General features: G+C 45.7%; 11 protein-coding genes and 2 pseudogenes. 3 read left to right on the forward strand and 10 right to left on the reverse strand.

The window, feature by feature from the left end; translation table 11 throughout:
- Positions 1-402 precede the first annotated feature (402 nt).
- From efp to B1A98_RS04785, 4 genes are all read right to left on the reverse strand, one after another.
- Positions 403-960 carry an elongation factor P gene (gene efp, locus B1A98_RS04770; protein ID WP_063385573.1) on the reverse strand — a complete coding sequence of 186 codons (558 nt, stop codon included), beginning with the start codon at positions 958-960 and terminating at the stop codon, positions 403-405.
- Positions 961-981: 21 nt separating this feature from the next.
- Positions 982-2043 carry a M24 family metallopeptidase gene (locus tag B1A98_RS04775; RefSeq protein WP_041097182.1) on the reverse strand — a complete coding sequence of 354 codons (1062 nt, stop codon included), beginning with the start codon at positions 2041-2043 and terminating at the stop codon, positions 982-984.
- Positions 2036-2491 (reverse strand): type II 3-dehydroquinate dehydratase, encoded by a 456-nt coding sequence (aroQ, locus tag B1A98_RS04780; protein ID WP_041097184.1) that lies wholly within the window; start codon positions 2489-2491, stop codon positions 2036-2038. The genes B1A98_RS04775 and aroQ overlap by 8 nt, the downstream gene beginning before the upstream one ends.
- A gap of 67 nt (positions 2492-2558) precedes the next feature.
- Positions 2559-3068 (reverse strand): YqhR family membrane protein, encoded by a 510-nt coding sequence (locus B1A98_RS04785; protein WP_063385572.1) that lies wholly within the window; start codon positions 3066-3068, stop codon positions 2559-2561.
- Positions 3069-3211: 143 nt separating this feature from the next.
- Here B1A98_RS04785 and B1A98_RS04790 point away from each other — a divergent pair, with 143 nt between their 5' ends.
- The gene (locus B1A98_RS04790; protein WP_041097188.1) at positions 3212-4156 is read left to right on the forward strand and encodes a DUF1385 domain-containing protein; all 945 of its coding nucleotides are present in this window, start codon (positions 3212-3214) and stop codon (positions 4154-4156) included.
- Between the two features lie 46 nt (positions 4157-4202).
- The gene (locus B1A98_RS04795) at positions 4203-4571 is read left to right on the forward strand and encodes an SA1362 family protein (RefSeq protein WP_052475125.1); all 369 of its coding nucleotides are present in this window, start codon (positions 4203-4205) and stop codon (positions 4569-4571) included.
- Positions 4572-4581: 10 nt separating this feature from the next.
- On the opposite strand, the gene B1A98_RS04800 is transcribed toward B1A98_RS04795, so the two are convergent.
- From B1A98_RS04800 to B1A98_RS04820, 4 genes and pseudogenes are all read right to left on the reverse strand, one after another.
- On the reverse strand, positions 4582-5454 hold the full coding sequence (locus B1A98_RS04800) for a patatin-like phospholipase family protein (protein WP_041113291.1): 873 nt from the start codon (positions 5452-5454) through the stop codon (positions 4582-4584).
- A gap of 134 nt (positions 5455-5588) precedes the next feature.
- A pseudogene (locus B1A98_RS04805) lies at positions 5589-6710 on the reverse strand (ribonucleoside-diphosphate reductase); the annotation flags it as partial.
- A gap of 279 nt (positions 6711-6989) precedes the next feature.
- Positions 6990-8429 (reverse strand): annotated as a pseudogene (locus tag B1A98_RS04810) (vitamin B12-dependent ribonucleotide reductase); the annotation flags it as partial.
- 319 nt (positions 8430-8748) lie between these two features.
- Positions 8749-9585: a lipoate--protein ligase family protein gene (locus tag B1A98_RS04820; RefSeq protein WP_063385571.1), complete on the reverse strand. Its 837-nt coding sequence runs from the start codon at positions 9583-9585 to the stop codon at positions 8749-8751.
- A gap of 362 nt (positions 9586-9947) precedes the next feature.
- Between B1A98_RS04820 and B1A98_RS04825 the strand changes: the two genes are divergently transcribed.
- Positions 9948-10268, forward strand: coding sequence for a rhodanese-like domain-containing protein (locus tag B1A98_RS04825; RefSeq protein WP_052475158.1), 321 nt, complete (start codon positions 9948-9950; stop codon positions 10266-10268).
- A 30-nt stretch (positions 10269-10298) separates the two neighbouring features.
- Here B1A98_RS04825 and gcvPB read toward each other — a convergent pair whose 3' ends face one another.
- Together gcvPB and gcvPA are read right to left on the reverse strand one after the other, a co-directional pair.
- The gene (gene gcvPB, locus B1A98_RS04830; protein ID WP_063385570.1) at positions 10299-11771 is read right to left on the reverse strand and encodes an aminomethyl-transferring glycine dehydrogenase subunit GcvPB; all 1473 of its coding nucleotides are present in this window, start codon (positions 11769-11771) and stop codon (positions 10299-10301) included.
- On the reverse strand, positions 11764-13110 hold the full coding sequence (gene gcvPA, locus B1A98_RS04835) for an aminomethyl-transferring glycine dehydrogenase subunit GcvPA (RefSeq protein ID WP_063385569.1): 1347 nt from the start codon (positions 13108-13110) through the stop codon (positions 11764-11766). The genes gcvPB and gcvPA overlap by 8 nt, the downstream gene beginning before the upstream one ends.
- Between the last annotated feature and the right edge of the window lie 7 nt (positions 13111-13117).

The raw sequence follows: 13117 nt of genomic DNA on the forward strand, positions 1-13117 counted from the left end.
CGAACCACTTTTCATTTTTAGATGATTTTCAAATCATTCGAGAGAAAGATAGATCTCTACGAGTCGATGATTCAGGTCATTTTCGGATCCTGCCAAGTCTTGTTGGCCATTTTCTTCAGATTACTGGCAGCAACAGCAAGCGTTGCCTGCCTCGACAATGTTTAAGTTCCCTTCACATCGTTCAACGTATGCCATGCTTTTCTTTTGCTTCTGCGAATACACGTTCAAGCGTTGGATCTATCTATTTTCAAACAACCTTCGTTATACGGCTACCCTAACTTTGTCAGCTCTGTTAATTGGAATGGACGGCGTGGAAAGCGAAGCGACTGAAATGGAAATCAACAGTCCCCTCCACAAGCAAAATAAAAAAGCCGCTCCTGAAGAGGAACAGCTTTGGCTTTCTTAACCGCGGGAAATATAGCTTCCGTCATCTGTGTTAATGATCAGAACATCGCCTTCATTCACGAAGAACGGCACCTGAACAGTTAAACCTGTTTCAACTGTTGCCGGCTTTGTTCCGCCTGAAGCCGTGTCTCCTTTAATGCCCGGCTCTGTCTCAATCACTTTTAATTCTACTGTGTTCGGAAGATCGACTCCGAGTGTTTCTGTTTGGTACATCATAATGGAAACTTCCATGTTTTCTTTTAAGAATTTCAGTTCGTGTTCAATTTGGGAAGCAGGCAATTCGATTTGCTCATAAGACTCGTTGTCCATGAAGACATGCTGATCGCCGTTTGCATACAAGTATTGCATTCTGCGGTGGTCAATTTGGGCTTTTCCTACTTTCTCCCCTGCGCGGAATGTTTTTTCTTGAATGTTGCCGTTGCGCAGGTTGCGCAACTTAGAACGAACGAACGCCGCTCCCTTTCCAGGCTTAACATGTTGGAAATCGACTACGCGCCAAAGTCCGCCGTCTACCTCAATTGTTAAACCTGTACGAAAATCATTTACTGAAATCATGTTGTATTTCCTCCTGTTTCCTTAAAGAATGAGTAAATCTTTTGTGGAATGCGTGAGCGTTTCATTGCCTGTTTCTGTGATCAATGTGTCATCTTCAATGCGTACGCCGCCAACGCCCGGCAGATAAATGCCCGGCTCAACCGTAACGACCATCCCAGGCTCAAGAACCGTGTCAGAGCGAAAAGAAAGCGCCGGCCCTTCATGAACTTCCAGTCCGATGCCATGGCCCGTTGAATGGCCAAAATACTCCCCGTATCCTTTTTCCGCAATATAATCCCGGGTAATGGCATCTGCTTCTTTCCCTGTCAAGCCGCCTTTAATTTGCTCCATTCCTTTTTCTTGAGCGTCGAGCACAATTTGGTAAATTTCCTTCATTTGCTCAGTTGGTTCTCCGACAGCAATGGTACGGGTAATATCAGAGACGTATCCTTTGTAATAAGCTCCGTAATCCAATGTCACCATATCGCCTTTTTCGATCACTTTACTGCTTGCTACACCATGAGGCAAAGCTGAGCGTTTGCCGGAAGCTACAATCGTATCGAAAGAAGAAGAAGCGGCTCCCCACTTTCTCATAAAGAACTCCAGCTCATTTGAAACCTCCAGCTCTGTCATGCCAGGCTGAATAAATTCAATGATGTGCTTAAAGGCTGCATCGGCGATATCGGCTGCTTCCTTTAATATCTTAATCTCTGAATTATCCTTAATCAAGCGCAATTTTTCAATCATTTCGCTCACAGGAACTAATTCTTCTTTAAAAAGCCCTTTAAGCGTTTCATAGGATTGGAATGTTGTATAAGCTTTTTCAAATCCAAGCCGCTTGATCCCCTGCTTTTGTGCTTGCAATGCCGCTTCTTCATACAGCGTTCCCTGGTGCTGGACAACCTCAAATCCTTCCGCTTGTTTCCCCGCCTGCTCTACATAGCGGAAATCTGTAATAAAAGTCGCTTTTTCTTCGGAAATAAGGACCGCACCTGCTGAACCTGTAAAGTTTGTTAAGTAGCGGCGATTATAAGGGCTCATTACGAGCATGCCGTCAATTCCGTCTTTTTTCATCTGCGCACGCAGCTTCTCTATTTTAATCATTTGTTTCTCCCTTCCCTTGAATATGTATAATTGCCTGCAGAGCCAATTCATAACCGATAACCCCAAGCCCAGCAATTTGCCCGGCAGCTACAGGCGCAATGACCGAATGCTCCCGGAATGGTTCACGGCTATGAATATTGCTGATATGCACTTCAATAACCGGCACCGGAACAGAAGCAACCGCATCCCTAAGCGCATAGCTGTAATGTGTAAAGGCTCCCGGGTTGAAGATAATGCCATCCATTTTTTCATCAGCAGCCAGATGAATCCTGTCAATTAACTCCCCTTCGTGATTGGATTGAAAGGCCCTGACAGATGCGCCCCATTCTTCTCCTTTAGCAATGATTCGTTTTTCAAGATCCTGCAATGTTTCCCTTCCGTAAATCTCAGGCTCCCGCTTCCCCAGCCGATTTAAATTCGGCCCGTTTAATAAGAGAATGTTCTTCATGTGATTTCTCCGCTCCACAAATTTAGTTACATGAATATTTTAACATATTTAAAATTACAAAAACTACTTAGGTGTTTGTGTTTTTCCAAGCACTCAGCCTGTTTTCTTTCAAAAGATGCTGTTCATATCCGTAGGAGATCGAATAGCCGATAAATAAACCGTACAGAACAAGCAGACAAAGCGTAGTGGATAACGTATTGCCATTCAGCTTTTGCCAAGAAGGAATACTGGCTAACAGCGGGTGAATCATCATAAATACAAAAATCCAAAGAAACACGCCGAAAAGCACGCCCGCCCAGATTGTTTTGCTTTTTTTCAACAAGAAATAATATATGGCGGCAAGGATCAGCGATACACCCGTGTGAAAGAGCATGCCGGCGATCACTCTCCACATGCCGCTCTGGATTTTTGGGATATTCACATATTTAACGACCGCATTCAGATCAATCGTCATAAAATGAAAGTAAGCAGCCAGCTGTGCTAATCCGCCCCATATAATTCCCCCGAACAATCCAATGACTAACGCATAGCTTAAAGGAAACCGCGCTTTCTGCTCTTCTCCTTGCTTGTTTTCCATGGTACACCTCCAAAAATAAGTTAAACGGCACAAAAAAAGATTACTAAGTGATTCAGCTTTTATTTTTGCTTAATAACGGATAGAATATGTATATAGAAGCTTTTTACATTTTCACATCTGTTAATAATGAAAGAGGGTATAAGATGAGTGAACAAAAGCCGGTTTACGGCGGGCAAGCGCTGGTAGAAGGCGTCATGTTTGGAGGGAAGCATCATACAGTAACGGCTATTCGCCGAAAAGACCGTTCGATTGAATTCTTCCATTTGCCAAGAACACCGAAGCCTGTTCTGCAAAAATTTAAAAAAATTCCTTTTCTTCGCGGGATTTTTGCAATCTTGGATGCAGCAGCGACCGGCTCCAAGCATTTAAATTTTGCTCAGGAGCGTTATGACGTAGATCCTAAGGAAGACGAACAACTCCATGCGGCGGCAGAGCCGTCTAAATGGTCGATGATCCTCAGTGTCGCCGCTGTCGGCATTCTGTCTTTCCTATTTGGAAAATTTATATTCACACTGGTTCCAGTCCTTCTGGCAGAGCTGACACGCCCGATTTTCACGGGTGACTTTGCCCAGATCTTGATGGAAGGATTTTTCAAGCTTGTTCTCTTGCTTGCCTATATCTACTTAATTTCTTTAACTCCACTCATCAAACGAGTGTTCCAATATCATGGAGCGGAGCATAAGGTGATCAACGCATTTGAAAGCGGGCTCCCGCTAACAGTGGCAAACGTGCAGTCGGCTTCGCGTCTTCACTACCGCTGCGGCTCCAGTTTTATTTTATTTACAGTAATTGTCGGAGTTTTTGTCTACATGCTCGTCCCCACTGATCCGCTTTATGTAAGAATATTAAATCGGATCGCTCTGATTCCCGTTGTTCTCGGCATCTCATTTGAAGTGCTGCAGTTGACGAATAAACTCCGGGATATCCCTGTGCTCCGCTACCTCGGCTATCCGGGTTTGTGGCTTCAGCTGCTGACAACGAAAGAACCAGAGGATGATCAAGTGGAAGTGGCGATCGCTTCTTTTGAGAAGCTGCTCACAATGGAAGAGAGCGCCAAAAAAGGGTTAAGCACAGAGGAAATTGTCTAATATGTAAATAACAGCTTATTTAACAGTTCGCTAGGAGGTGGCTTTTTTGACAATCCGGTCAGTCATTGCCTATACACTCGTGGGGCTCGCGGCCATTGGCTTAATTTCCATGCTGCTTTACTCACCTGGAGCTTTAGCAAAACAGCTTATTATTCTTGCGGTTACGGCTGCCGTTATTTATTTCATCTACCGCCTAGTTATCAGAAAACGCCTTGGCGGTGGCACTGAGGACAAAGCATTTGCCAAAGCAGCGAAGGAATCAAAGAAACGGCTGCAAAAACAAAAGCGGCGAAATCCCGTCTCTTCTTCAGTTGCTTCTCCGAAAAAGAAAAAACCGTTCCGAAGAAAAAAAACCAATCATTTGACGGTTATCGACGGAAAAAAAGGCAAAAAGAACAACCGGGCGTCCTCATGACACCCGGTTGTCAGTAGCACCACCTTTTTAAAAAGGCCTCTGTATACCCGCGCCCTATTTGAATGAGGGCGTCTTTTTTTTCGTCTGACAGCCCAAAGTCAGTAGCTGATGTCCCTTCTACAGGAATAAATACGATATTATTTGCATGCCTTTTGGAAATATACCTGGCATCATGGGCGTCTTTCATCGTATGGAACATGGCGCCGAATAAGTCGGCTCCGTTATGAATCTGGCGCGGCATTCTCATCGTTTTGGTGCTTAATTTAATGCCAAGCGCTGGCCGCTTTTTCTTTTTTTCTTCATCAAATAACCAGAGCGGAAAATTGCTTAGCATCCCTCCATCTAAAATAAGTGCCTTGCCATGTGGTCCAGGCAGCTTGACAGGCTGAAAGAAATACGGGAGCGTGCAGCTCATCCGCACTGCGCGGGCAATCGAAAATGTCTGCGGATTAATCCGGTAGGCAGGCAGGTCATCCGGCAGTGTCAATATCCGCCCATTGGTAATATCCGATGTCACAACCCGCAAAGCTCCCGGAGCCAGGTCGCCGAAAGAGCGAATGCCTTTCTTCATCAGCAAGCCATCAATCCACTGCTCCAGCTTTTTTCCTTTATATAACCCCAGTGAAAAATACACCTTCAGCCAACGCACAAACGGCAGATCGAACAGTGTATCATCGAGCAATTCCTTTCCGTCTACTCCCTTTATAATGCTCTTCAATTCTGTACTCGTATAACCGGCTGCAATCAAAGCGGCCATAATAGCGCCAGCACTCGTTCCCGCCAGCCTCACAAATCTCAAGCCTCTGCTCTCAATGGCCTCATAAGCGCCGATAAGAGCAAACCCTTTAATGCCGCCGCCGGAAAATATTCCATCAATGTGCATGCTTCCGCCTCTCTTCTGCTTTCTTTATATATATGTAAGCGGCAAAAGCTTGGACTAGAAGAAATTTCTTGCAAGTGCCCAGACAGATAACAACAAAAAAACAGCCCCTTGTTCAGGAGCTGTTTTTATGGCTTTTACAAACCGCATTTCAGCTGAGCGCCGCAGTTTGTGCATGTGTTGCATCCGCCCATTTCTTCCACGGTTCCTTTACGGCAAACCGGGCATGTATTCCCGACTTCGCTGCCGATCGTCACGTTAGTCGAGCGGATTTCTTGAATGGTATCAACGAGCACGACATGGTTTTCATGCTCTTTCGCTTTTGTTTCTTCTTGCTCGTCAAAGCTGTTTTCTTCTGCTTTTAATGTTAATACCTGCGAATCACGGCTGCCGTCCACATAGACCGTTCCGCCTTTTGCACCGCCTTTATACAGGCGCTCGTACACTTTTTCTACCTGTTCTACTGTATAGCCGCGCGGCGCGTTGACTGTTTTGGAGATAGAGCTGTCAATCCAGCGCTGGATGACACATTGAACATCAGCATGGGCTTCTGGAGACAGGCTCATGGCAGTCACAAACCACTCCGGCAGATGATTCGGATCTGCGTCTGGATGGCGGTCTAAGTATTCTTTTACAATATCCGCCTTCACTTCGATAAATTTACCTAAGCGTCCGCTCCGGTAATACGTAAAGGAGAAGTAAGGCTCTAAGCCCGTCGACACGCCCACCATCGTTCCTGTAGAGCCTGTCGGCGCTACTGTAAGAAGATGGGAGTTGCGGATACCTGTTTCAAGAATCGCTTCACGAACATCTTCCGGCATTTTCTTCATGTAGCCTGTTTCGATAAATGCTCGACGCAAACGATTCGTTTCCTCTTCTGTTTCCCCTTCAAGAAACGGGAAGCTGCCTTTTTCCTTTGCCAGCTCTACAGACGCTTTGTAAGCCGTTGTAGCAATCGTTTCAAAGACTTGATCTACAAGTTCATTTCCTTCAGGAGAACCGTATTCTTTTTCACAGTAGATCAATAAATCGGCAAGCCCCATGACCCCGAGGCCAACACGGCGTTCACCAAGGGCCTGCTTCTTATTTTCTTCAAGGAAGTAAGGAGTCGCATCAATGACATTGTCCTGCATTCTTACCCCGGTGCGGACCGTTTCTTTAAGCTTTTCAAAATTCACTGTTTTTGTTTCTCTGTCTGCCATTTCTGCCAGGTTCACAGCAGCTAAGTTACAAACAGAAAATGGTGCGAGCGGCTGCTCCAATGCTCGCTTTTGTTATCCTATCAGCTTTTTATCCGATAGTTCTTACAGTTGATTTCCTGTAAGTTCAGCATATATTTTCATTGCATACCATTAAAAAATTCCACCTCTTTATCAGGTATGCAACGTTGCGGCCTCGTGGATGGATTATATTCTGCCAGGCAGGTTCACCATCTATGCGTTGCCCCTGACTGAAGCTTTGCCTTCAGCCTTCGGTTCGGATTCCCATCTCAGGGTTCCCGCTTTATTCCGCAATGTTTAACGTGAGGCAAGCTATTTACCACACGGATTCGTAGCTACGACCTGCTGGCCGTACGCTTTAGCATTCGTCATGTCATTGGCGTTATCAATAAAGAAAATGCCTGGCTCTGCAGAATACGTCGCACAAATATTAATCAAGTTCCATAGCTCGCGCGCCTTCATCTTGCGGTATGTCCGCACAGCGTGTCCTTGTTTCTCCCACTCGCGCACATCACCGACTTTATGCCAGTTTTCATTATAGTAAGCCATTTCTTCTTTGCTGTATGTTTCAACAGCCGGGAATCGCAGCTCGTACTCCGCGTCTTTCTCGACCGCTTCCATAAATTCCTTCGTTAAGCAGATGGAAATATTGGCCCCTGTTAAGAATTCAGGATTGTGAACCGTATATGTTCCGCCCGTTCTTAATTTCTCTTCTGCTTCCTTAATAATTTCAGCGCTGAAGCCGCCATACCCCGGAATGTTTTTATAATTCACCACGCCTTGATACATCGCTTCTTCACGTTCAGTGAGCGGCTTGAAGTTCAGCTTGTCCTTCGCCGCTTTTTTAATTTGTTCATCTTGTGTATTTTCAAGCAAATAACGTAAAATACGCGGATTTTGCATTTTGGAAATAATAAATTCTACGATATCTGGATGCCAGTCCGCCAGCATAATCATCTGTGCTCCGCGTCTGGAGCCTCCTTGCTCTACAAGGTGCGTTAACTTGGCAATATCATCAAGCCAGGAAACCGATCCTGAGGACTTTCCATTTACGCCTTTGGCAAGCGTGTTGCGCGGGCGAAGAGTAGAACCATTCGTGCCGACGCCGCCGCCGCGGCTCATAATTTCCATTACTTGTTTCCGGTGTTCCGAAATGCCTTCGCGTGAATCAGGAACGAACGGCATGACATAACAATTAAAGTATGTAACGTCCGTTTGTGCTCCCGCTCCATAAAGAACGCGTCCCGCTGGAATAAAGTTTAAGTTCACAAGCTCTTGATAAAATTTTTCGAACCACTCTTTTCGCTTTTCTTCCGTTTTTTCTACAGAAGCAAGACCTGTTGCGTTGCGCTTAGCAATTTGCTCGTAATAAATTTCAAGAGGTTTTTCAATGACATCCAACGGACGGCGAATCAAACCCGTTTCTTGTTCCTTCGGGTCATCTAAAGCACCGCGGAACTCTTCATCAACAAGCACCTCTGCTTTTTTTTCCTGCCAGTCGATGCTTGTAATGAAGCCAACTCCTCTGGCCGGGAATTTTGGATCCTCTTTAATCGTTAACACAACAAAATCGCCTTCTGTTAACGTGACTTTCTCCGTGTCTTTAAACGAATAGCGGTCAATCATAACAAGACGTGAAACCCCTTTATGAGTGATCTTCATATCGGGGGTAACAGGATGAACTTGAGGGAAGACGCTGATGTCTTTGTTCAATCTGTCAACGTTGAGGGACATATTCTTTTGTGACGCAACAGACATAATCACAGCTCCTTTTCTTCTGCATAATATTTCATAGGCATTTAATTATGGTATACCCACACTTTTGAAGTAAAAACTAAACAAACACAATATATTGTGTTTGTTTTTATGAATACATTACTATATATTGAGTTAAAAACATTTTTTTGTCAAGGTGAAAAAGAGCTTCCTTTCCGATCAAAAGCTGGATTTCATAAGAAAACACAGCGATATTCGAAAGCGAGAAAAATTTTCGCGCTGTCCTTTTATTCCACTTTTTTCATTTTTTCGCAAAAAAAGAGAACAGGCCTAAAGGCCGGTTTCTCTTCCGCCTGATGATTCACCTTTTAAAATTCCATTCATCTGAAGCGTATTTTTCCTTGGCAAGCCGCTCGATATAAGCAATTTCTTCTGAAGTAAACTCATAAGGCTCAAGCGTTATTCCAAGGCCTTCCTGAAATCCTTTTTTAAAGGCTTCGCCAGCCTTCTCATAAGTCACTTTACGGGGACTGATGTCGTTCACGGCAACAGCCTTGCTTTTAAATGCCCGCTGCATCCGCTCTTTCACACGGTCGTTTGAATATGTAAATAAACTGAACAGCTTGTCTTCATCAAGATCCAGTAAGATGGAGCCATGCTGCAAAATCACGCCTTTTTGCCTCGTTTGTGCACTTCCTGCTACCTTTCGGCCCTCTACCACTAGTTCATACCAGCTTGGGGCATCGAAGCAAACGGAAGAACGCGGGTTTTTTAAACTATCCTTTTCCTCTTCAGTCCGCGGAACAGCGAAATAGGCTTCTAATCCAAGATGATGGAATCCTTTCAAGATACCTTCAGATATCACCCGGTACGCTTCTGTCACACCTGCAGGCATATTGGGATGCTCCTCTGTAACAATTACGCTGTATGTCAGTTCATGCTCGTGAAGCACCCCTCTGCCGCCTGTAGGACGGCGTACAAAACCGAGACCGTGCCGTTTGACCGCATCTAAATCAATCTCTTTAGCTGCTTTTTGAAAATAGCCGATGGACAGCGCTGCCGGCTCCCAGCCATAAAATCTTATAACTGGCGGGATTTTGCCTTCACTGTGCCACTCTAACAGCGCCTCATCCATCGCCATGTTGAACTCTGCCGTTTGACGGCCGGAGTCGACAAACTTCCACGTTTCTTTTTTCATGATGATTGCCGCCTTTTTTATGATGAATTCACCCACTTAGTGTATCAAAAGCAGCGACAAAAACAAAGAGTTATCATTCAAGATTATAGACAAAGTCTGTCCCCTGCCTTATCGGCCAGATGGAAAATGTTCAGCTCTCAAGGGATAGACATGGCCGAGAAACAGAGCGAATCTTGATGAAGAATTCGGACAGGCGAACGGCAAGCCCTGGCCAACCGCCTGATTGTTCGTTTATTTCTTTTGATTCTTCCCGCAGCCGCGTTTATAATAGAAATCAGCGCATGTTTTACTAGGAAGGGGTGTATCCATTGCTTTATACAATAGCTGCTATTTTAGGCGCCATTATTTTGTATACTTTATATATGTACTTTTCCCAGAAAAAAGCGGTCACTACGCTTTCTCAGGAAGATTTCATTAAAGGATACCGCAAAGCTCAGCTTATTGACGTCCGTGAACCGAATGAATTCGAAGCCGGCCATATTTTAGGCGCACGCAACGTTCCGCTGACACAAATGAAGGGGCGCATGAAAGAAATCCGCCCGGACAAGCCTGTCTACTTATATTGCCAAAGCGGCATTCGCAGCGGCAGAGCGGCCCAGACGCTATACAAAAAAGGCTATCGTGACCTTTATCAATTAGAAGGCGGCTTTAAACGCTGGACCGGAAAAGTAAAAAGCAAGTAAAAAAACTGCCTGTAGGCAGTTTTTTTATATTTAAGCGTTCTGCAAATCTTTCTCGTACCGAAGAACCGGCTTGCGGGCTGCGGCCGTTTCATCAAGGCGGCCAATAAGAGTCGTGTGCGGCGCTTCCTGGACAATTTCCGGATTAGTCTCTGCTTCCTCGGCAATTTGAATCATGACATCAATGAACGCATCAAGCGTTTCTTTTGACTCGGTTTCTGTCGGTTCAATCATTATGCACTCCTCCACATTTAATGGGAAGTAAATGGTTGGCGGATGGAAGCCGAAGTCAAGCAGGCGCTTAGCAATATCAAGCGTCCGGACGCCGAGCTTCTTTTGGCGCTTGCCGCTCAGCACAAACTCATGCTTGCAATGGCGGTCAAACGGCAGGTCGAAATAAGGAGCCAGCCTGCGCATCATATAGTTGGCATTTAACACGGCATATTCGGTAACTGCTTTTAAGCCGTCCGGTCCCATTGAGCGGATATAGGTATACGCTCGGACGTTAATTCCAAAGTTTCCGTAAAACGGCTTCACACGCCCGATGGATTGCGGACGGTCATACTCAAAATGATATACGCCCTTTTCTTTCACAAGCACCGGCTTTGGCAAGTAAGGAATCAAATCCTTCTTCACACCAACCGGACCAGAACCGGGGCCTCCCCCGCCATGAGGGCCTGTAAAGGTTTTGTGAAGGTTTAAATGCACAACGTCAAACCCCATATCTCCTGGGCGGGCTTTGGACATAACCGCATTTAAATTGGCTCCGTCATAGTATACTTTTCCGCCCACGCCATGAATAATTTCGGCAATCTCTAAAATGTTTTCTTCAAATAAGCCGAGTGTATTTGGATTAGTAAGCATGAGTGCCGCTGTTGTTTCATCAGCTACCCGTCTTAAATCCTCTAAATCAACCAGCCCGTCTTCCCCGGACTTCACGGTTACTGTTTCAAAGCCCGCCACCGTTGCTGAAGCTGGATTTGTGCCATGCGCAGAATCAGGAACAATAACTTTCGTGCGGTTTACATCCCCGTTAGCTTCATGGAAGGCACGGATCATCATCAATCCCGTCCATTCTCCATGGGCGCCGGCTGCCGGCTGAAGCGTCACTTCATCCATGCCGGTGATCTCCTTCAAATGCTCTTGCAAATCATACATCAGTTCCATCGCGCCTTGTACAGTCTCTTCTTGCTGAAGCGGATGAATGTGGGCAAAACCGTCAAAGCGGGCTACGTCTTCATTGATTTTCGGATTGTATTTCATTGTGCAAGAACCCAGCGGATAAAACCCAGAATCTACGCCATGATTTCTTTTGGATAACGCCGTATAATGGCGGATAATATCAAGTTCAGACACTTCCGGCAGTTCCGGCTCCTCCTCTCGCACATACCCATCCGGCAAAAGAGATGATATATCTGCTTCCGGCACATCCAGTTCGGGCAAGCTGTAGCCTACACGGCCCGGCTGCGATAGTTCAAAAATAAGCGCCTGGTCTTTGTTATTCATGGCTATCCCCCAATTCTTTTGCAAAAAGTTCAATTTCTTCTTTCGTGCGCAGTTCTGTAACGGCGACAAGCATACAATTATCAAGACCACTGTAAGAAAGCCCAAGATCATAGCCGCCAATGATGCCTTTTTCAAGCAGCTTGTTATTTACTTCTTTTACCGGCTTGCTTAAGCGGACAACAAATTCATTAAACACCGGTCCGTCAAATACAATGTCCAAGCCGTTTTGCTTGAGTGTTTCCCGGGCGAAGGATGTTTTTTGCAAATTTTGCACAGCCATTTCACGAACGCCTTTTTTTCCTAAAGCCGTCATGGCCACGCTGGCTGCCAGCGCATTGAGCGCTTGGTTAGAACAAATGTTGGAAGTTGCTTTATCCCGGCGAATATGCTGTTCGCGCGCCTGCAATGTCAGTACAAAGCCGCGCTGCCCTTCATCATCGTGCGTCTGGCCAACGAGCCGTCCCGGCACTTTGCGCATCAGTTTTTTCGTTACTGCAAAATAGCCGCAGTGCGGGCCGCCAAATTGGGCTGGAATACCGAATGGCTGAGCATCGCCGACAACGATGTCTGCTCCAAACTTTCCTGGAGGTGTCAACACACCAAGCGCCAGCGGATTGGAAGAAACGACAAACATCGCTTTTTTCCCGTGAGCTGCTTTTTCAACTTCGGCCAGTGATTCAACCGCTCCAAAAAAGTTCGGATATTGAACAATGACCGCTGCTGTATCATCATCGACCAATTCGTTTAATTGGCTGATGTCTGTTACGCCTTCTTTATGCGGAACGACCACGACTTCAATGTTTTGCCCCTTCGCATACATACACAACACGTCACGCGACTCGGGATGAACGGTTTCTGAGACGAGCACTTTTTTTCTTTTTGTCTGCCCCGCGCTTAGCATGGCCGCCTCTGCTAATGCCGTGCCTCCGTCATACATCGAAGAATTGGCGACATCCATGCCTGTCAATTCACAAATCATTGTTTGGAATTCAAAGATAGCCTGCAGCTCTCCTTGGGAGATTTCCGGCTGGTACGGCGTATACGCCGTGTAAAATTCCGAGCGGGAAATAACATGATCCACAATGGATGGGGTGTAATGGTCATACACACCTGCTCCCAAAAAAGAGGCGTATTGCTTAGCATTCATATTTTTCGCGGCCATAGCGCTCAATTCTTTTTTCAGCGCCGGCTCAGCTTTAGCTTCCTTAATATCATATAACCCTTGAAAGCGCACTTTCTCCGGAATGTCCGCGAATAATTCATCGATGCTCTGGACACCTACTGCTGCAAGCATTTCCTTTTTATCCGTCTCTGTCATCGGCAAGTAACGATGCTTCATACTATTC

Source organism: Pseudobacillus badius (genome assembly GCF_002189605.1).
Taxonomy (GTDB): Bacteria; Bacillota; Bacilli; order Bacillales; family Domibacillaceae; genus Pseudobacillus; species Pseudobacillus badius.